We start from the raw sequence: 20,891 nt of genomic DNA, 5'->3' as shown, positions 1-20,891 counted from the left end.
ATACTGGTTAGCAGAATATAATGTGCGAGGGAGATGAAATTTAGTGAAAATTACTTTTTTGGGACATGCCGGCTTATTGGTAGAAGGGGCAGGCAAACGAATCGTGATTGACCCTTTTCTGAGCGGCAATCCAGTAGCTGTAATGAAGCCCGAGGAGCTGAAGGTTGATGCTGTCGTTCTAACCCATGGGCATAGTGATCATTCCGGCGATGCAGCAGCGGTTGCGCTCGCTAACCAATGCCCAATCGTGGCGGTAGTAGAACTAGCGGGGTTTTTAAGCGCAACTGGAGCTGATACGGTTGGGATGAACACAGGAGGCACCTATCGTATCGAAGACGGCATATCCGTAAAATTTACGCAGGCATTTCATAGCTCTTCTTTCGAAGTGGATGGGGTGGCATACTACGCGGGTCAGCCGCAAGGGGTAATACTTACTATGGGTGACCGTGCTTTATATCATATGGGTGATACGGCGCTATTTTCCGACATTCAATTAATTGGCCAGATGAACAAAATTGATATTGCCGCGGTGCCAATAGGAGACCATTTTACAATGGGACCTAAGGAAGCATTGCTTGCTGCGAAATGGACGGGCGCCAAGCATATTATTCCTATTCACTTTAATACCTTCCCGCCGATCCGCCAGGATGGCGAGCAGTTTATTAAGCAGCTGGAGGCACAGCAACAGCAAGGGCACGAATTAAAGCCGGGCGAATTCGTTGAAATTTAGATATTTCCTTAAGCCCAATTACCGGAGACAAAATTAGATTAAAGGTCAATAATGGAAACCGACAATGGGGTAATATTGCACTCAACGAATTGCGGGTTTGGACGAATTAAATAAAATGCTTGCAAAAAGAGGTCGAATTCAAAACTCGGCCTCTTTGCACTTTTTCGATTGGTGGACACTCGTTCCGTTTTCGAAGTTTCATGGACATACGGAGACTGTCGATTAATTGTAGATAGAGCAACAAGCAATTGAAAGGGGTACGATCAAGATTGGGATTCCGACCGCTGTTGTAGTCCAATTTTTTTGATGAAATAACCCCTGTAAAGGATAAAATCGGCCTACAAAGGCGGACGCTGCCGCTTCTCCATTCCCATTCTTGCTCTCCGTTCTCCCTTTCAAAGTATCTATCGCCTTAAATCTCCAGCCGCTCCAATCCATTCATATACTTCTGCAAAGCTTTTGGTAACCGTATTGCCCCATCCTCCTCCTGATGATTTTCTAATAGCGGGATTAAAATGCGCGGTGAAGCGATTGCTGTATTATTAAGAGTATGGCAAAGCTGTGTTTTGCCATCTGCATCCCGGTATTTAATGTTCGAACGGCGAGCCTGAAAATCCAGCAAAATAGACGACGAATGAGTTTCCCCATACGCTTGCCGGCTAGGCATCCACGTTTCAATGTCCCATTGCTTATAATTTTTCTGTGATAAGTCACCGGTGCAAACTGCCATTATTCGGTATGGAAGCTCAAGCAGCTCAAGGATTTCTTCTGCATTACTCGTTATATGATGAAACATTTGCTCCGACACATCCACACTGTTCTCGCAAATAATGACTTGCTCAACCTTAGAAAACTGATGCACACGGTACAAGCCGTGGACGTCTTTTCCTGCCGAGCCTACCTCGTTACGGAAGCAAGTCGATACTGCTGCCAGCTTAATTGGCTCTGTAACATCTACGATTTCATTATCATAATACGACACCAGCGGAACCTCTGATGTGCCTACAAGCCACTTGTCCTCGTCTTCGATTTTATAGGCTTGCTCTTGGCCGAGCGGAAAATAGCCTGTATTATACAGTGCCTCCGTACGTACCATTAAAGGAACCTCAAGAAGTGTAAAGCCTTTGTCTGCTAGCCAGTCTAGAGCAAGCTGCTGTACAGCCCGATGCAGGGCAACGCCCTTGCCTGTAAGATAATAATTACGGCTGCCTGCCGTTTTGACCCCGCGCGGGATATCGATCATGCGATGCAGCTCTCCCAGTGTAACATGGTCCTTAGGTTCAAAGGCGAAGCTTGTCGGCATGCCTTGCCGTTTGATCTCGACATTATCTTTGTCAGATAAACCTTGCGGTGTATCTGGCGAGATAATATTAGGGACGTATAGCAGCAGCTGTTGGCATTGCTGCTCCACCTGCCTGTGCTCCTCTTCCAAGCTGCCCAGTTTTTGATTGATTTCCTTTACAAGCTGCTTGTGCTGCTCGGCTTGCTCGATGCTTTTGTTTTGAATGAAGGCCCGAATAGCTTCGCTTTTCTGATTTCGCTCCTGTCGAAGCTGCTCGATTTTTTGCAGCAGACGCAATCTTTGATCGTCCTGGTCGACCAATTGTGCGATAGATATCGCGATTCCTTTCTGATCTGCTGCTGTTTGAACGATGTCTTGATGCTGTCTAATCCATTTGATGTCTAACATGGCAACGCACTCCTTTTTAATAAAATGCAAAAAAAGCGCTCTTCATCCCACATTGGGACGAAGAGCGCTATATTCTCGCGGTGCCACCCAAATTGATTAGACATTGTCAGATGTCCAATCCACTTAGTTCCGCGGTAACGGGCGGGCCCGGTTAACTTAGGGAGCAGCTGCCGCTCTCCTTGACGAAAACGCCTCCGAGTTGGATTCTCTTCACAGGCATGATGTCGATATTTTTTCTATTATAGCTGATTATGTGACTTTTATTCAAGTTATGCTTCGAATGCTGGGAATAGCACTGCGTGCAAGTTAAGGTAGAAGGCCGCTGTTGTACGTGGACACTGACGCTTCTCCAGTCTCAACCTTGCTCCCTGTCACCATTCCTTGCTTGCGAAGACATGGTCACACGTTCCGTTATTTACCTTAAAACCGCCATTTTTTTATTTTCGCGGTTACACGTTCCGCTATTCGGCCTTGAATGGGCTTTTTCTGCGATTTATGGATCAATACCGGAACGTCTGTCACTTTGCTGCTTCAAAACTACGATTTTGGGCGTAATAACGGAACGACTGACCAGCTGGAGTGCTGTCGATTCATTGTCGACAGGGTAACACACAATTGAAAGTGGATTAGCACAACACGCGAGCTATACATAAAAAACAGTTCAATAGTCCCCCTCTTTCGATGTTCACTTGTCAATCATTCAGTTATAGAATACAAACTATATGATTTCGGAATTTTCCGAAGCTAAGCTTTGTTGGTCATATCACGATATTGAGGAGGTTTCACATTGCATATTTTGAAAGGGTTTTCAAAGAAATCAATCCGCTTCAAGTTGATCGTTGGTGTGCTTTTGCTTATCGTGCCGCTGCAATCCTTGCTTTTGTATGACAATTATTATGCGATGCAGGTCGTGCAGGAGCAGGTCGCTAATTCCAACCGTAATTTAACCGCTTTGTACATGGACCAGATTGACCATAATTTAGAGGAGGTATCCAAATATTTAAAAATGACGGTTGCATTTGAGAGTGATTTGCTGCTTATCGACGTCCCGCGGGAGGATAACAGCGATTCGTACAATATGGCCAGAATTTATCTTTTTAACAAAATCGAACGTGATATTGCCAATTACAGGACGATCGATTTGTTCTTTGTATACTCCTCTATTAATCAGGATTTAATTACGAACCAGCCATCTACGGAGAGTGTTGCGCAGCTCCAGGCTACACGCGCTGGTATTATACGTATGCTGCAAGAGAAGGTGGAGACTGATCCTGATCTTGCGGATCAATGGTTCACCTACAAGCTGGACGATCAATATTATTTATATAAAATTCAAAAGCTCGGACAAGTCTACATAGGCGCCTGGGTGCTGGCCTCCAAATTAATGGTGCCGATCAGCCTGCTGGATATGGGTGACGACGGCAAGTCGCTGCTCGTAACAGAGCAATATGAACCAATGGACGGCCTAACAACGTTAGGTGATGAAAATCAATATTTGCATGTTAGCACGCCTTCCAGTCAAGGTAATTTCTCGCTCCTTATATTAATGCCATATCGGGATATTTTAGCGCATTTGCCTGATTTAAGGCGCGTATGGTATTTGGTTTTGATCGGTTCTCTCGTCATCATTCCCTTCTTCTATATGTTTCTAAGGCAGGTCATATTGCTGCCGATCAATCGGATTGTGACTGTTATGCGCAGAGTGCGGGATGGCAATCTGGAGCACCGCGTGAATAGCTCACCTGTTTCTTACGAATTTGAGCTGATGAATGATGTGTTTAACAGCATGGTTGCACAAATAAAAGATTTGAAAATCCATGTTTATGAAGAGCAGCTGCTTAAACAAAAAGCTGAGCTCAAGCATTTGCAGCTGCAAATTAATCCGCATTTTTTCTTAAATGCGCTTAATACGATCTATAATTTGGCACAGTTCCGCAACTATCAGCTTATTCAGGAAATGTCGGAGTATATGATGAAGTATTTGCGGTTCATGTTCCAAAGCAATATGAAATTTGTCTCCCTTGCGGACGAGCTGGCACATACTGAAAATTATTTGCGTATTCAGGCTGTACGATTTCATGAAGGCTTTACCTATGAACTCCGCTGTCCTGAAGCATTCTCGGGTATGCAAATTCCGCCTCTGCTTATACAAACCTTTGTCGAAAACATCATTAAGCATGCGATTACGATGAACGAACCGATTAAACTTGGCGTTGACATCCGACATAGCTCTGAGCATGGGGCAATGATTAGCATCATTATTTGGGACACGGGCAAAGGCTTCTCTCTGGAAGCGCTGCAGCAATTTCAGCAGGATGTGCCAACGATGACGGACGGAGGCGAGCAAATTGGCATCTGGAATGCCAAGCAAAGATTGAAATTAATCTATAAAGAAAAAGCCAGTCTGCAGTTGTCCAATCGCCCTGATGGCGGGGCACAGGTTAAGCTGCTATTACCTCTTATAGAAGAAGCTCAGGAGGGATACAATGTTTCAATTGCTTATCGTTGACGATGAAATTCATGCAGTAAAAGCCGTGTATGCAGGTGTTGCATGGGAAGAGCTTAATATCGTTCGCATTCATACGGCCTATAATATTGGCCAAGCGAAGGAAATTTTTCAGACCTATCCGATCGATATGATGATATGTGATATTGAAATGCCGCAGGGGAGCGGAATCGAGCTTTTAGCATGGGTACGGGAGCAGTATCCGTTAACGGAATCGATTTTTTTGACGTGTCATTCTAGCTTTGACTATGCGAAAAAAGCAGTACAGCTCGGAAGCCTGGACTACATGCTAAAGCCTGTGAAATTTCTTGAGTTGCAAAACGCGGTGCAGCGGGGACTTGGCAAGGTTGCGGATAAAAGAGAGCAGCTGACCAATAAAGAAACGAGCCATTACTACTCTAAGTTATGGGAAACTCATCAACCTATATTAATTGAAAAGTTCTGGCAAGATTTGCTGGCTTACCGTATCTCCTCCAGCCCGGAGAAAATACAGGAGGCTTTGCACAATAATCAGCTTCCAATTACCGAGTCTGATCTCTTTATGCCTGTCGTCATAGCTGTTCAACGCTGGCTGCGCCCGCTGTCATCGCGGGACGAAATCATTATGGAATATGCGCTCCGAAATGCTGCTGACTATTTAATTTTCAATCAATACGACGGCCGGCTGATCCGGTACGGGGCTGATAACCGTCTAATGGTGCTGCTGTTTCCGGCAGGCAGCGGGGAGCATTCCTACAACCAGTCTGCTGCATTCAAGCAAGCTCTAGAAAGCTATATGAACTCATGCGCGCAATACTTTAATTGCGAGCTGGCTTGTTATGTTGGCGAGCCGGTGTTTGTCTACCAGCTGGCAGATCAATTTGCTGGCTTGCTTAAGCTGAGCAAACAGAATAAACGTAGTACGGGTCCGGCAAATGGCATTCAGTTTCTTCATGAAGCTGTTAAGCTTGCAGGCCCGCTTAAACAAACATTAGAAACGGTGCGCAGCTTTATTGCAGAGCAGGTGCATAACAGTATTTCGCGAGAGGATGTTGCGAGGCATGTCCATCTGCATCCGGACTACTTATCGCGGCTTTTTAAGAAAGAAACCGGCAAATCAGTTATTGAATACATTCTCGAGGAAAAGATGGAGCTGGCCAAACGGTTGCTGTCCGATACAGACATGTCAATTAGTGATGTTGCCGTTTACTTAGGGTATTCCAACTTTTCATACTTCGCTCGTGTATTCAAAAATACTGTACAAATGAGCCCAAAGCAATATCGCAGACAAAGTCAGAATAATGACAGTAACAGGTCAGAAAAATAGCGGTTCTGCTTTTTTCCATCCACTACAATAATTTCAGAAGCCAGCAATCCACAATAATAGAAAGGAGGTTAAGTTCATGTTGAAAACGCTCACAAGATATAAAACGCTGTACTTGATGCTCATACCCGGCATAATCTACCTGCTCATTAACAATTACGCGCCTATGTTTGGGCTGATTATCGCCTTTAAGGATATCAACTTCGCAAAAGGTATTCTCGGCAGCGACTGGGTTGGCTTCAAAAACTTTGAATATTTGTTCAAAACAGCAGATGCTTACATCATTACGAGAAATACAATTTTGTATAACATCGTCTTTATCATTCTCAACTTGGTTGTTGCCGTAGCTTTGGCTGTGCTTCTCAATGAACTGCGCAGCCGCTTTTTTTCCAGGTTTTATCAAAGCGTTATTCTACTGCCGTATTTAATTTCTTCTGTTATTATCGGTTATCTCGTTTTTTCTATGTTAAGCGCGGAGACAGGGCTCGTGAATAAAACGATTTTGCCCATGCTTGGCATTGATCCGGTCATGTGGTACAACGAGTGGCAATATTGGCCGTATATATTAACCTTTGTCAAAGTGTGGAGCTCGGCCGGCTATTTATGTATCGTATATTTTGCTGCTGTAGTCGGCATCGACCAGGAATATTACGAAGCAGCGAAGCTGGATGGCGCCAGTAAAATGCAGCAGATCTTCACCATTACATTGCCTTTAATAACACCTGTTATCATCATTATGACGCTGCTCCAGGTTGGCCGTATTTTCTACTCCGATTTCGGATTATTTTACCAGGTTCCGCTGGATTCCGGCGTACTTATGCCAACTACGAACGTAATTGATACTTATGTATATCGTTCCTTGCTCCGCAACGGCGATATCGGCATGTCATCGGCCGCTGGGCTCTATCAATCGGTCGTCGGATTTATTATCATTCTCGCATCCAATTACGCTGTTAAAAAGATTAATCCTGAAAATTCACTGTTCTAGGGAGGAGTGAGCAACTATGAAGGTAAGCCGTCTTGAGCAGATCATTGTACACACTGTTTTTATTATTGCTGCTGGTCTATGTTTGATCCCTTTTCTGCTGCTTATTTCTGCCTCATTGACGAATGAACAGTCGATTGTTCAGTATGGCTATTCTTTATTGCCCCGCAATTTCAGTATAGAAAGTTATCGTTACCTGCTCAAGGAGCCTCAAATGATCGTCAATGCTTACGGTATTTCTATTCTTGTTACTGCAGTCGGAACAATGGTTAGCCTGCTTATTATGACCTTGCTGGCATACCCGATTTCCCGCAGAGATTTGCCGTTCCGCAACGCGATTGCGTTCTTCATTTTTTTCACGATGCTGTTTAATGGCGGGCTGGTTCCTACCTATTTGATGTATACCAATATTTTCGAAATCAAAAATACGTTAATTGCCTTTATTGTACCTGGACTGCTTGTAAGTGCCTTTTTCGTCATCTTAATCCGCACTTTTTTCACAATGAACATTCCTGTTGAAGTCATTGAGTCCGCTAATATGGACGGCGCCGGGGAATTCCGCATTTTTTATCAGATCGTTCTGCCGCTTTCCAAACCGGTATTGGGCACGGTTGGTATTTTTCAAGTCATCAATTATTGGAATGACTGGTTTAATGGCTTGATCTACATTACAGACAGCAAACTGCACAGCATTCAAGTGCTGCTAAATACTATTTTGCTGAACGCACAATATTTAGTGACAAATTTGGAGGCGGCTGACCAGCTCAATCCAGGGGATGGCATTCCAAGTCAAGGCTTGCGGATGGCTATTGCAGCGATCGGGGTCATTCCAATCCTTATCACGTACCCGTTCTTCCAGAAGTATTTTGCTAAAGGTTTAACAGTAGGAGCGGTAAAAGGTTAAATCCGTTTGCTGCTTGCTTGACCAATATTTTAATGGGGGTTATTCCATGATTAGAAAAGTCGGCTTCGTCTGGTTAGCTATTATGCTTACGGCGGCATTGCTGCTTTCCGCTTGCGGTAATTCGAAGGAAGTGAATAGTACTCCAACAAATAGCGCCGGTGTGAAGGACGGGGATGGAAGCAGTCCAAAGCCTAGTGAGCTTCCGCCTTATGAAATTAATCTCGTTTTCTATGGGCCTGCGCAAAAGGATCTCGATCTCGTAGCTGAAGAAATGAGCAAAATTACGAAGGAAAAGATTAATGCAACCGTAAAGCTCGTGCGTATCGAGCCAGCAGCCTGGGATCAACAATCGATCCTCATGCTGACCTCCAAGGAGCAGGTTGATTTAATTGTAACGGGAGGCAGCAGCTATTCCCGCCAGGTTGCCCAAGGACAGCTTCTCCCGCTTGATGATTTGCTGCAAGAGCACGGGCAGGACATTATAAAGGCTTTTCAGCCTGAAGTGCTGGCAGCTTCCAAGGTAAACGGCCAAACTTACGCTGTTCCGAGCATTCGGGACTTCGCCTCCGACCCAATTGTCCTAATGCGGACGGATCTATTGGAAAAATACAATTTAAGTCTTGATAATGTGAAGAAGCTCGATGATTTGGATGCTATTTTCAAAGTCATTAAAGAGAATGAACCGAATATTAATGTACTGGGCAAGGCAAGCGCAGCTGCCTCGATCGGCAACCGGCTGTTAGAGACACAGTGGGATATATTGGGCGATTACATCGGCGTCCTGCCTAATCTGGATGAGCTGAAGGTCGTCAATCTTTATGAAACGCCCGAATATGCCGACATGCTTAAAACAATTCGCAGATGGTACCTGGCTGGCTATATTCACAAGGATGCTGCTACCAGCAATGAAACGGCTGTCGATTATATTAAGGCCAATGTTGGATTTGCCACAATTAGCAAAGGAAAACCTGGCGCCGTTGCTCAAACAGAGAACAGAACAGAAACAAAATTATCGTCTGTAAGTCTTGGGCATCAAATTACGAGCACAACGAATATTACTAGCATCATGCTGGGAATTCCTACTAACTCCAAGGATCCGGCACGTACGATGATGTTCCTCAATCTGCTTAATTCTGATCCTGATTTGGTTAACTTGATCAACTGGGGCATTGAAGGCAAGCACTACGCCAAAGTGTCCGAGAGCTCAATTGATTTTCCGCCAGGCGTAGACTCTACTAATAGCGGATTTAACTTGCGTCAAGGCTGGATGTTCGGCAATCAGCTGCTTTCGTATACATGGGCAACAGATATCCCTGAATTGTGGAAAGAAATGGAGGTATTTAATCGAGAATCGAAAAAATCTGCGGCTCTTGGCTTTACTTACAATCCGATTCCAGTGAAGACGGAGCTTGCTGCTATCAGCAATGTGACACGTCAGTACAGCATGGCGCTGGAAACGGGCACCCTGGACCCTGAGGTTAACCTTCCGAAGTTCATTGCTGCTCTAAAAGATGCAGGCATTGATAAGGTCATTGCTGAAAAGCAAAAGCAGCTCGATGAATGGGCTGAAAATAAATAATAGAGGAGTACTGCAGCTATGAAACTTTCAATTGGCGGTTATTCTTTCAATAATACTTTTCTTGCTGGAAAGATGGACGTATTCGGCTACCTGGAGTCGGTCAAACATCGTTATCATCTTAGCACAGTAGATTTGTATAACGGTTTTTTCGTAGATAAAAGCACCGATATATGGAGGCTGGCAGATGAAGCCTATTTGCGGAAAATTCGCGAAGCGCTGGATGAAAAGCAAATGACGGTTGTTAATATTGCCATTGATACGGCGGCATTATGGGATCCGGACGAGAACAAGCGTGAGCTGCAATATCAGAATGCATTGCAGCATCTGCATGCGGCGGCCATTCTCGGCGCCAAAACCGTGCGTATCGACACAGGAGGCTCCTATTCGAATGATCCGAACGGCGACTTTTATAAGATGAATGAAGAGCAGTTTGAGCATATTGTTACCCGCTATCAGGAATATTGTCAGATCGCTGCTGATTATGGGTTTATGATCGGTCCAGAAAACCATATGGGCCCTTCGCTCAACCCGCATTTCTTAAAACAGATTGCCGAGGCGGTTAACCACCCTAATTTTGGAGTGCTCCATCACGTTGACCGCTGGAAGGTTGATCCTGAGCTAGGTGACAGCATTATTGCACCATGGGCATGCCATGTTCATTTTGGCGCTAATACATTAGCGAATGAGCAGCGCTCGGTACAAATTGCCCGCGTGCTTCTCGATGCTGGCTTCGACGGCTACTGGGCAATTGAGCATAATGCGCCAGACAATCAGTATGCGGAGGTTGAATGGACTCTGGCGGCCATGAAGAAAGTACTGCATAAAGCATTAAATAACTAAGGAACAGAGTGCCGGTTAATTATGGGCGGCCGAACCTTGCTTGTAGTAACCGCCCTTTTTCACCGTTGCTTTTTGCCTAATCTACACTCGGCACTCTTCAATAAACGACTGGAGGCATAATTGATTATGAAAAAAGTAAAAATTGGCGTTATCGGCGCCGGCTTGATCGGTCAGACTCATTTGGATAATTATGCTAAAATAAAAGAGTCAGAGGTCGTTGCGGTTTGTGATATTAATGAGGATGCTGCTCGTGCTGCTGCAGCTCGTTTCGGCATCCCTGATGTCTATACTGATTTTCGTGAGCTTTTGCAACGAAGCGATATTGAAGCGGTCGATGTCTGTTTGCATAATAACTTCCACGCACCTGTTACGAATGAGGCATTTCAGGCAGGCAAGCATGTTTACTGCGAAAAACCGATAGCGGGCACCTACTATGACGGAAAGTCGATGCTCGATGCAGCCAATGCTTCTAACCGAATGCTGCATATTCAGCTCAATACGCTGTATCGCAAGGAAACGAAGGCGGCAAAAGCTTTAATCGAAGGCGGCAAGCTCGGCAAGCTGTATCATGCCCGCTCTACAGGCTTCAGACGGCGGGGGCGTCCTTTCGTAGATGGTTATGGCACGAAGTTTTTCAACAGAAAAGAAACGGCAGCCGGTGGCGCTCTGTTGGATATGGGCGTATATCATATTGCTCAAATGCTGTATCTGCTCGATCTTCCCCAAGTAAGCAGAGTATCAGGCAAGATTTATCAGGAGATGGAAATGGATGCAGCAAGACAGGCTGAATCAGGATTCGATGTGGAGGAACTTGGACTCGGCCTTGTCCGCTTCGAAGGCGGCATAACGCTTGATTTAATCGAAGCATGGTCCATGCATCTGGGCGGCTTCGAAGGCTCCAGCATCGCCGGCAACCGCGGCGGATTGCGTCTTCCTGCTGCTTCTTATCCGGGGGTACCGGGCCCGCTTACTTTCCATACGACACAGTGCGACATCGATATGGATAGTGTAATCAACCTTGATGACATGGACTTGCGTTGGAGCAGATTGAAGGCGGATTATGATGCATACAGTTCTTCACAGCATCATTGGATTGCCGCACTGCAGGGGCGTGTTCCACTGCTGCCAACTGCTGAGATCGCCCTGCAAACGATGCTCATCAGTGAAGGAATATATTTGTCCGATCAGCTTGGGCGTGAAGTGACCGCACAAGAAATTATAGAGCATTCCACTACGACGAATGTAAATGTATAGCGAAGGGGATGAAATGATCGTGTCCAGCCTTACTGTCAGCCGGAACATGCTGCGGATGCTGAAAGTGTTCAATTTCGTTGTTTATGGCGCGATTGCGATCTACAGCACCTTTTTTGCTTTATATTTGAAGGAGCTCGGTATTTCCACTGTACAGATTGGCTTGCTCGTCGCCGGAGGACCGCTTGTCGGTCTTCTAGCCAATCCATTTTGGGCATATTGGGCAGATCGGTTGCGAAATAATAAGGTGATTTTGCTTATTTGTTTGATCGGTAATTTCATTTGTATGCAATTTGTATTCATGACGCAGGAATATCCGGTCATTTTTACCTGTATGCTAATGTTTTTTGCCTTTCAAACCCCTTTATTTACGCAGAGCAATAGCTTAATACTAAATGTTATTGAAGGCACAAAGCATAAATTCGGAGAGTTTCGGGTTTGGGGGTCGCTCGGCTGGGCACTGATCGCTGTCGCTGCCGGCCCCGTCATTGGCTGGCTTGGTATTAGCAGGCTCTGGATTGTATTTGACGTTATGATGCTGTTCGCTATCTTTTTTACCTTCTTAATGCCTAGCGGCAACGAAAGAGAATTGAAGGGGAAATTTTCAAATAAAGGGTATTTGCAGGTATTTAAAAACAAATACTTTCTATTATTTGTGCTTCTCGGGGTGTTGATCTCCATTCCGAACTCTATCAATATGACATTTCTAGGCATACATATCCGAAATCTTGGCGGTTCGGATACACTGGTTGGCTGGTCAGCTTTCGCCACTGCCATATTGGAAGTGCCTGTCTTCCTGCTGCTGGACAAATATTTGAAGAAGAAATCACAAACGATGCTGGGATGGCTCATCATTATTTGCTTGCTGTTTTCCTTGCGCTGGCTGCTTATGTCCTTGGCAGCTTCGGCACTCCAGGTTGTATTTGTACAATTGCTGCATTCTGTGACTTTCGGCGGTTACTATTACATTGGTACACAGTTGACCTCCCATCTCGTGCCTGGCGAATATCGTTCCAGCGGGCAGGCCGTATACGGGTTGACGTGGGGCGGTATATCTGGAATTGCCGCAGGCGTTCTTGGCGGCTGGATGTTCGAGGAATTGAGCTCCGCTGTGTTGTACCGGATCTGTTTGGCCGCAACAGTAGTAGGAGCATTCGGTTTTCTGCTGCTGTGGCAATTTGTCAGATCGGCTGACAGCAGGCATGGCGTTCAAGGGAAAGCGAAATCGTTGCAGGGCTGAAAGGGAAGATCAAACATTTCATGAATACAAATCGTTGTTAAGCGATAATTATTGAAAACGATAAAGCATGCCCCGGCACCTTTGATGTGCTGGGGCTTTTTTAATCACAACGAAATTTACTGCCAAAGTTACTCTAACGGTTGCAACGAGCGCTATTATGCCATTTCTCGAGCAAAACAGTGTATTTTGGGAAATTAAGCGTAATAGGAACCGTTAGAAAATTGAAGCTGTCATTTTTGCACGAATAGCGTTTGTGGCAACCGTTAGAAGTTTATCATTGCTCAATACAAATTTAAGCTTCGAAAGTTGAGATAAGTTTTGCACACTTATCCTATTCTGCCGTTTATCCTTGCCAATTATATGTTACGCTTAGTCTATTGAATGATCCAATGCTGAACGTTTATCATTTATCTCATGAATGAAAACAGGTTACGGGGGATTTAAATTGAAGTCTTATGTCATAGGGATCACCCTGCATATTGCAATGTGGGCGGCTGCTATGTATGGGTATTTATCTGATTTTGAAAGTGAATATTGGCGTTTATTTAGTTTATCGGGCTATTTTAGTGTTTTTTTTCTACTGCCCCTTTTAGAAGAAAAACAGAAAATATTAGCGGTGTTATTTGGAGTGAAAATAATTTTTGCAGTTATTACGGTTTATCCGGTAAATCAGGAAATGTTAACTCCCTATTTTCTGCTTATTGTGGCTTTAATAGTTGGGGAAATGGTGTACCGTCTTAAATCTCTATTTTTCTGCATCATTATAGCTATCGAGCTTGCAGCAGGGATCGGCGTATTGGTAATAAAGGCTGACGCAGTGCTATCCTTCAAGCTATTTTTTGCTTGCTATATGCTGCTGCTGTTTAGTGCTGCCACAGCTTATAAAATAAAGCTTGACGGAGAACGCTTCGCAAATTCGAGGTATGATGCGCTGCTGGCCGAATATAGGGCATTGAAACGAAAACAGGCATCCGAGGAAGAAGTGGCCAGACAGGAAGAGCGGATATTAATCGGTCGTGAAATTCATGATTCGGTAGGGCATAAATTAACAGCACTTCTGATGCAGCTGGAAATGTTTCGGTTAAATTCAGAACAAAATCAGCAACAAGTGCAGTCCCAAATACTTTCGTTAAAAAAGCTTGCTCATGAAAGCTTGGAGGAAACAAGACGGGCAGTAAAAACGTTAAAGCATAATGAGACGGGTGGACTGCAGGGTATTATGCGGTTAATCCGTAAGATGGAAAGCGACAGCTTTCTGAGGGTTCATTTTACGGTCAATCACGGTGCCTTTAGTGCGCCTCTTACTGGTGAGCAATCATTTGCTATTTATCGCTCTGTACAGGAAGCTTTAACAAACATTATGAAGCATAGCAAATCCAGAGAAGCCAAAGTGCTGTTTGAGATGCCTGGGGGCAGTGTTTTTCGGTTTGAAATTAGTAATCCTTATATGGAATCCAATGATTTCAAAGAAGGGTTTGGTCTTACGTCAATGCGGGAAAGGCTAAAAAAAATAAACGGCGATTTGGACGTATATAGAATTTCCGGCCAATTTGTGGTTAGAGGGTGGATAAGTTTAGTAGATAGGGGGGGCATTGGTGATTAGAATATTGTTAGCAGAAGATCAAGTGATGATCAGGCAAGGGCTGAGGTTCATGCTGGAGACCGACCCGGGCATTCGTGTGACAGGAGAGGCCAATAACGGCAAAGAAGCAATTGCGCTTTGCGAGAAGCAATTTTTTGATATAGCAGTACTGGATATTCGAATGCCAGAAATGGATGGAATCGAAGCATCAAAAATAATTCATGACCGTTGGCCGAATATGAGGCTGCTGATCCTAACGACATTTGATGATAACGACTATGTCATGAACGCGTTAAAGATTGGTGTTAACGGTTATTTACTGAAAAATGGAGATACGGAGTCGTTGATTCGTTCCATTAAAAGTGCCTTTGCAGGCGGTTTGTCAATTGAAGACCAGATTGCAGCAAAGGTTATGCCAGTATTGCTTGGGAAGCAAGAAAAGAAAGCCGAAAAAAATGAGCCCGATCCATCACTAACCCCAAGAGAGCGCATAATATTGACTTGTATAGGCGAAGGCTTAAATAATCGTGAAATAGCCGACAAATTGGCTCTTTCCGTTGGAACCGTCAAAAATTATGTGACGCAAATTTTGAATAAGCTTGAGCTTAGAGATCGGACCCAGCTCGCTATATATGCGATCAGCCATCATCTCGTTTAAAAATAAATGACTAAAGTAATGCCTTAAACATGAACTTGTGACCAGAGAGAGTATCTGCTTTGGTCTTTTTTCATTTATGATGTAAAAAATGATCAAGTTACAGGAGGGTGTCCGATGCTGGAGACATACAAGCTAAGTAAGTCGTTCAAAGGCAAGGTGGCAGTAGATGAAGTTAATCTTTACTTGGATGAAGGGGAATCTGTTGGATTGCTCGGACCGAATGGTGCGGGAAAGTCAACAACGATCTCTATGATTTCAACGCTTATAAAACCGACTTCAGGCGATATAAAGTTTCAAAAAAAGAGCACGATTTCTAATCCTTCCGAAATTAGAAAGGTGCTTGGCGTGGTTCCGCAGGAAATTGCCTTGTATGAAGAGCTTTCAGCTTACGAAAATTTAAAATTTTTTGGAAGAATTTATAAAATGGAAAAAAGATTGCTAGCCGAGCGCATTCAGTATGTGCTTGATATGGTTGGACTTAGCGATCGGCAGAAGGATATTATAAAAACCTTCTCTGGAGGAATGAAGCGAAGGATAAATATTGCTGCTGCTTTGCTGCACAATCCAAAAATATTGATTTTAGATGAGCCAACCGTCGGTATTGATCCTCAATCACGTAATCACATCTTAGATATGGTAAGAAAGCTAAATATACAATCCGGGACAACTGTCCTCTATACGAGCCATTACATGGAAGAGGTTGAACAATTATGCAACAGAGTCTACATTATGGACCATGGCAAAATAATAGCTTCAGGCAGTAAATCAGAGCTGCTCAGCATTTTATCAAATGAAGATAAAATACATGTGCAGCTTAATCGGCCGAGCGAAGCATTTATGGCGGCTGTTAAGGCTTTTGCCAATGTACGTCATATTGAAGGCACAAAGGATGGCATTACGATTATTGCCAAAAAAGAAAGCAATCTTATTAGCCAATTAGTGCGGGAGGCTGATAAGGCTGGTACTGAAATGATTAATTATCAGCTGGTAACTCCTAGTCTAGAGGATGTATTTTTACATCTAACTGGGCGAACGCTTCGGGATTAAGGGGGGGTAGCATGCTGAATTTTATAAAAAAAGACTTGCTGCTGTTTTGGAGAAATCGCAGGGAAACAGCTACAGTACTTTTATTTCCGATTATATTGATTGTTGTATTAAATTTTGCATTTTCAGGAATGATCGGATCGGATTCAAACCCAGTAGCTCTTAAGCTGGCAATCGTGAATGAAGATAATGAAGCGGAAGGGATCAAGCAATTTGAACAGCATGTATTGGCGATGGATATGAAATCGGAAGCTGCACAAGCGTTAGCTGCGCAAGCCGCTCAAAGTTCTCCGATCACGCTCTTGTATAATTACTTGCAGCATGAAGATCTATTACAGTGGCTAACGGTTAGCGAGCTGAGCGAGGCAGAAGCGATTCAACAGGTGAAGGAAGCGGCCATCGATGGCTTTATTAAAATTCCGCAAGGGTATACGTATGAAACCTTAAATGCAGTATTACTTGATCAAGGCGCATCGGTCTCCCTTCCTTTCTATGTGAAAGAAGATACTATGAATGTATTTATAATTGATAACGTGATTAACGAGTACTTTGACCAAATTAATTTACAAATAGCTCTGCATAAAGTGGCAGGCGAAGCAGTTGATTCCGCGTCAGCGGTTGGTCCATTGCTTGAAGGCGGCCGAGAAATCGTCGGAGGCTCAAAGCCTTTTACGATGCTTCAGTACTTTACACTCGCGATAGGCTTGCTCTTTCCCTTATTTATGGCATCAAGCGTCGCTGAAAAAACTGGTGCAGAAAAAAGAGAGCAAGTATTTAACAGAATCATGATAACGAATTCGAGACCACTCTCGTTTTTGATGGGTAAAACATTTGCTACTTTTTTATTAGTCTTTCTGCAAAGCTTATTAGTCATTATCGTTTCCCATTTATTGATGAATGTATTCGACGGAAAATCAATAGATTTCTGGATGGGGCTAATAATGGTGCTTACAGTCTATGCCATGTGCATGGCAGGGTTATCTGCGTTATATACCTCGATTATGTTGAAGTTAAATAGTACAGATGCTGCAAATGGTCTGTTCATGCTTATCACAATGGTACTAGGTCTAATCGGTGGTAATTTTGTTCCGATCTATTTATACCCGCAATGGGTGCAGCAAATAGGCGAATGGTCTCCAAATGGTTTGACATTAGCTGTACTTTCAAAGTGGATTCAATTTGAGGAGCTGGCAGCGATGAAAATGCCATTACTTGCGCTCGTTATTTTCTCTGCAGCGTGTATAGCTGCGGGGGTAGCGCTCTATCCCAAAAGAGGTGAAGGTTAATGTGGTCCATATTTATGACTCAGTTTGCAAAAGATCGACGAAGTCCGATCGTTGTTCTTCTTTTTATTGGTCTAAGCATTATATTAACATTACTTTTTGCCAGATCAACGCAAGGTCCGACTTCAATTATGATCTTTAGCGAAGAGGATAATTCGAAGCAGATTGAAGAAAAATGGGCTGAACTGCTTAATGATGGGAGGGCCTACTACCATTTTAAAATCAATGACGCCAAGCTGGCGCGCCAACAAGTGCAGACTGGTCAAAGTCAAGTCGCAGTCAAGCTCATGGAGAATGATTATCGTATTATAGCTGTTTCCGATTCTTCGACCGTACAGCAGGTAGAGCAATATGTCCACAAAGTCTTTGAGCAAGAGCTGCTTATTCAAAGCCTTTCCAATGATTTGAATGAGACTAGAGAGCAAGTGGACCGTTATATGGCTGATCCGCCCTTTCGTATATCGAAGCAGATGGTTGACGGAAATGTTTTGTCGCAGCATAATATGGGCACTCAGCTTATGTTTGCTTTTACGTTATTAGTGGCCTTGTTTGTCGCTGGATTTAAGGTTAATGCGGTAACTCATGACAAGGCTTCGGGTATTTGGAATCGATTAATCCTTTCACCAGTGAGTAAAACAAGCATTTATTTAGGTTATCTGCTTTACAGCTTTTGCATGACGTTTTTTCAAATTTCTGTCGTATTAATCATTTTTCGATATGTGTTAAATTACGACTTAGGCAATCAATTTAGCTTAATTATAGGAATTATCGCCATTTTTTCATTTAGTATTATTAGCTTAGCAATGCTGATAACAGGATTCGTCAGCAAGCCGGAACAGTTTTATGCCATTTATCCTTCATTAATTCCTTTAATTCCATTAGTCAGCGGCGCGTATATGATGCCTGGAACGATGGATAACCCGATTTTAACGTTTATTGCGGACCTGTTTCCACTGGCGTATGCGATGGATGCGCTGATGCAGGTGGCCATCTATGATGCAGGCTTGAATGATATCGCGCTACCGCTCGCATTCATGCTTCTACTTGGCGTTTTGTATATGGGAGTTGGCATTAATTTAGTTGAGCGCAAAAGGAAGTCGTGATTCGATGAATTATATTTAATTGGCCAGTCACTGGAGATGAACCAGTGACTGGCTTTTTCATTTCAGATAACTTGAGAGCCTCTCAAGAGAGGTCGTCCAAAGGACGGCGATAGCCGTGTATCCTTGTTTGAAGGTTTAATTGAAATAAAGTGGGTCGATTGGTGTAACATTATGGAAATGAATGTTTGGCGCTAGATGTATGATATGCAGGTTTTTCAGTGAATTTCCGCGATTCCAGCAAAACATTCGTTTTAATCAAGTAGAAATTTTAGTAAAAACAGCGAAAGCCCTTACAATTTCTGAAATAAAATTTCAGAAAAATCGTTGACCTTCGAAATAAAAAATGATATCATTCATTTCAACAGCATAGGATATTGCTCAGCAGCGTTGGGCAGCCTACTGAATGTTAGTATCACATGATGCGTTATAATTAGAATCAGGGAGGTCATCCAAAGTATGTTTAAGAAAAAAAGCGCTCTCATTGTTCTTATCTCAGTCATGTTGTTAACGCTTACTCTTACAGCGTGCGGATCCAAAAACAACAATAATGGTGGACAATCATCACAGCCGTCCACAAGCCCTGGAGCAGAAAGCTCTCCTACTCCAGGTAAAGAAGAAGAACCTTTGAAGATTACAATGTTCTACTCTGATAACGCAACATTGCCATTCCAGAAAGATTGGCTAGTCGTTCAAGAAATTCAAAAACGTTTCAATGTTGATGTTAAGTTTGAAGTTATTCCAATTGCAGACTACCAAACAAAAGTTTCTCTAGCACTTAACACTGGTAATAACGTACCTGACGTTATTCTTTATCAGTCCACTAAGGGAGAGAATGCTTCTCTTGCCCTAAACGGTGCGATCGTTCCAATCAGTGATTATGCGGACTGGACACCAAACTTTAATGCAAAAGTAAAAGAGTTTGGTTTGGAGGATGCAGTAAACAGCTTGAACCTGAAAGACGGCAAGCGTTACTACCTGCCATCCCTATATGACAAGCCTTTCTACGATGGCGGACTTATCCTTCGTGAAGACTTGCTTGCGAAGTACAATCTAGAAGCTCCAAAAACATTTGACGATCTTTACAATGTATTGTCTACATTTAAGAAAGAAAACCCAGATTCTTACCCGCTAACTATTCTAGCCGGACCTCGCGTTCTATACCGTATGACAATGCCTTCATTCGGCGTCAGCCTAGGTAAAAACGGCGCATCTGGTACAAATACACTTAGCTGGGATTATGACACACAAACTTACTTCCCAGGTGCAATTAGCGATCAATACAAAGAGTATATGCAATTCTTCTCCAAGCTGTATGCTGAAGGTCTTCTTGACCCAGAGATGGCAGATCCAATCGATGGCGACAAGTGGTCTCAAAAGCTTGCAACAGGCAAATCCTTTGCAACTTATGCTTACTATGATCAAATTGGCGGCGTAACAAGCGGCGCTACAGAAGCTGGCTTTAAGCTTCAAATGTATCCACCGCTAGAAGGTCCGTCTGGTGCCCACCATCAGCAAAAGAGCAGCACGGGCTCAGGTATCATCTTCCCTAAGAAGACTGCTGACCGCAAAGATTTCGAGCGCGTTGTTAAAACTGTTGATGCGATGTTCTTCTCCGATGAAGGTGCTAAAATTTGGGGCCTTGGCGTGGAAGGTGTAACTTACACTATGGATGGCGACAAAATCAAGTATACAGATGAAATTGTGAACTCGGCAGACGGTATTTACAAGCATATGCAGTTGAAATACGGCGCAGGCTCTGACGTTACTCAATTGGTTTGGGTAAATGCTCGTGAAATGACTAAATATGATGAGAATTACGCACAAATTAATGCAACAGTAGCAGCCATGGATACAGCGATTCAAAATATTCCTCCAACTCCGTTGTTTGATGATATGACAGCTGAGGAAGCAAGCTCATTGCAAACGCCTTTACTTGATTCATTTGAAGTGTGGGCAGACGCTTTCCTAACTGGCAAGAAGAGCCTGGATAAGGATTGGGATCAATATGTTAACGATATGAAGAAACTACAAATTGAGAAATTCAACAAAATCTACAACGATAACTTGAAATAATTATGCATCTGAGAACTTTGAACATCCAAGAGCTTGAAGGCAGCTTCAGCTCTTGGAATTAAGAAAGCAGCTCAGCTTTTAAGAGATAGCAACACAAGGCTGGCGCTTTCTATGCAATCG

Annotated in this window: 16 protein-coding genes; 15 read left to right on the top strand and 1 reads right to left on the bottom strand. The window is 43.6% G+C overall.

Going from position 1 to position 20,891, the window contains the following annotated elements; all coding sequences use genetic code 11:
• Nucleotides 1-43 precede the first annotated feature (43 nt).
• Nucleotides 44-730 (top strand): metal-dependent hydrolase, encoded by a 687-nt coding sequence (locus ACRRU2_RS08665; RefSeq protein ID WP_331697460.1) that lies wholly within the window; start codon nt 44-46, stop codon nt 728-730.
• A gap of 412 nt (nt 731-1,142) precedes the next feature.
• Here the strand turns inward: ACRRU2_RS08665 and serS are convergent, their stop codons facing one another.
• A complete protein-coding gene (gene serS / locus ACRRU2_RS08660) occupies nt 1,143-2,420 on the bottom strand; it encodes a serine--tRNA ligase (protein ID WP_432500810.1) in 1,278 nt (425 codons plus the stop codon).
• Nucleotides 2,421-3,207: 787 nt separating this feature from the next.
• Here serS and ACRRU2_RS08655 point away from each other — a divergent pair.
• The 14 genes from ACRRU2_RS08655 to ACRRU2_RS08590 all read left to right on the top strand — a co-directional run bounded on the left by ACRRU2_RS08655 (nt 3,208) and on the right by ACRRU2_RS08590 (nt 20,771).
• Complete coding sequence (locus ACRRU2_RS08655; protein ID WP_432500809.1) at nt 3,208-4,929, top strand: sensor histidine kinase; 1,722 nt, start codon at nt 3,208-3,210, stop codon at nt 4,927-4,929.
• Entirely contained in the window at nt 4,907-6,232 is a 1,326-nt protein-coding gene (locus ACRRU2_RS08650; protein ID WP_432500808.1) for a response regulator transcription factor, read from the top strand. The genes ACRRU2_RS08655 and ACRRU2_RS08650 overlap by 23 nt, the downstream gene beginning before the upstream one ends.
• Before the next feature lie 76 nt (nt 6,233-6,308).
• On the top strand, nt 6,309-7,217 hold the full coding sequence (locus ACRRU2_RS08645) for an ABC transporter permease (RefSeq protein ID WP_432500807.1): 909 nt from the start codon (nt 6,309-6,311) through the stop codon (nt 7,215-7,217).
• 16 nt (nt 7,218-7,233) lie between these two features.
• Entirely contained in the window at nt 7,234-8,118 is an 885-nt protein-coding gene (locus ACRRU2_RS08640) for a carbohydrate ABC transporter permease (RefSeq protein WP_331697455.1), read from the top strand.
• 46 nt (nt 8,119-8,164) lie between these two features.
• On the top strand, nt 8,165-9,697 hold the full coding sequence (locus ACRRU2_RS08635) for an ABC transporter substrate-binding protein (RefSeq protein ID WP_432500806.1): 1,533 nt from the start codon (nt 8,165-8,167) through the stop codon (nt 9,695-9,697).
• Nucleotides 9,698-9,715: 18 nt separating this feature from the next.
• Complete coding sequence (locus tag ACRRU2_RS08630; protein WP_432500805.1) at nt 9,716-10,537, top strand: sugar phosphate isomerase/epimerase family protein; 822 nt, start codon at nt 9,716-9,718, stop codon at nt 10,535-10,537.
• 126 nt (nt 10,538-10,663) lie between these two features.
• Nucleotides 10,664-11,791: a Gfo/Idh/MocA family protein gene (locus tag ACRRU2_RS08625; RefSeq protein WP_331697452.1), complete on the top strand. Its 1,128-nt coding sequence runs from the start codon at nt 10,664-10,666 to the stop codon at nt 11,789-11,791.
• A gap of 19 nt (nt 11,792-11,810) precedes the next feature.
• Nucleotides 11,811-13,028, top strand: a complete 1,218-nt coding sequence (locus ACRRU2_RS08620) for an MFS transporter (RefSeq protein ID WP_432500803.1) — start codon at nt 11,811-11,813, stop codon at nt 13,026-13,028.
• 445 nt (nt 13,029-13,473) lie between these two features.
• The gene (locus ACRRU2_RS08615) at nt 13,474-14,631 is read left to right on the top strand and encodes a sensor histidine kinase (protein WP_432500801.1); all 1,158 of its coding nucleotides are present in this window, start codon (nt 13,474-13,476) and stop codon (nt 14,629-14,631) included.
• Nucleotides 14,624-15,268 carry a response regulator gene (locus ACRRU2_RS08610; protein WP_432500800.1) on the top strand — a complete coding sequence of 215 codons (645 nt, stop codon included), beginning with the start codon at nt 14,624-14,626 and terminating at the stop codon, nt 15,266-15,268. The genes ACRRU2_RS08615 and ACRRU2_RS08610 overlap by 8 nt, the downstream gene beginning before the upstream one ends.
• A 114-nt stretch (nt 15,269-15,382) precedes the next feature.
• Complete coding sequence (locus ACRRU2_RS08605; protein ID WP_331697448.1) at nt 15,383-16,315, top strand: ABC transporter ATP-binding protein; 933 nt, start codon at nt 15,383-15,385, stop codon at nt 16,313-16,315.
• A gap of 11 nt (nt 16,316-16,326) precedes the next feature.
• Nucleotides 16,327-17,598 (top strand): ABC transporter permease, encoded by a 1,272-nt coding sequence (locus ACRRU2_RS08600; RefSeq protein ID WP_432500799.1) that lies wholly within the window; start codon nt 16,327-16,329, stop codon nt 17,596-17,598.
• Nucleotides 17,598-18,698: an ABC transporter permease gene (locus ACRRU2_RS08595; RefSeq protein ID WP_331697446.1), complete on the top strand. Its 1,101-nt coding sequence runs from the start codon at nt 17,598-17,600 to the stop codon at nt 18,696-18,698. The genes ACRRU2_RS08600 and ACRRU2_RS08595 overlap by 1 nt, the downstream gene beginning before the upstream one ends.
• A 456-nt stretch (nt 18,699-19,154) precedes the next feature.
• Nucleotides 19,155-20,771: an extracellular solute-binding protein gene (locus tag ACRRU2_RS08590; protein ID WP_331697445.1), complete on the top strand. Its 1,617-nt coding sequence runs from the start codon at nt 19,155-19,157 to the stop codon at nt 20,769-20,771.
• Nucleotides 20,772-20,891 lie beyond the last annotated feature (120 nt).

Source organism: Paenibacillus sp. GXUN7292, from assembly GCF_050864975.1.
Classification (GTDB): domain Bacteria; phylum Bacillota; class Bacilli; order Paenibacillales; family Paenibacillaceae; genus Pristimantibacillus.
This window is presented reverse-complemented; position numbering and strand designations above follow the sequence as displayed.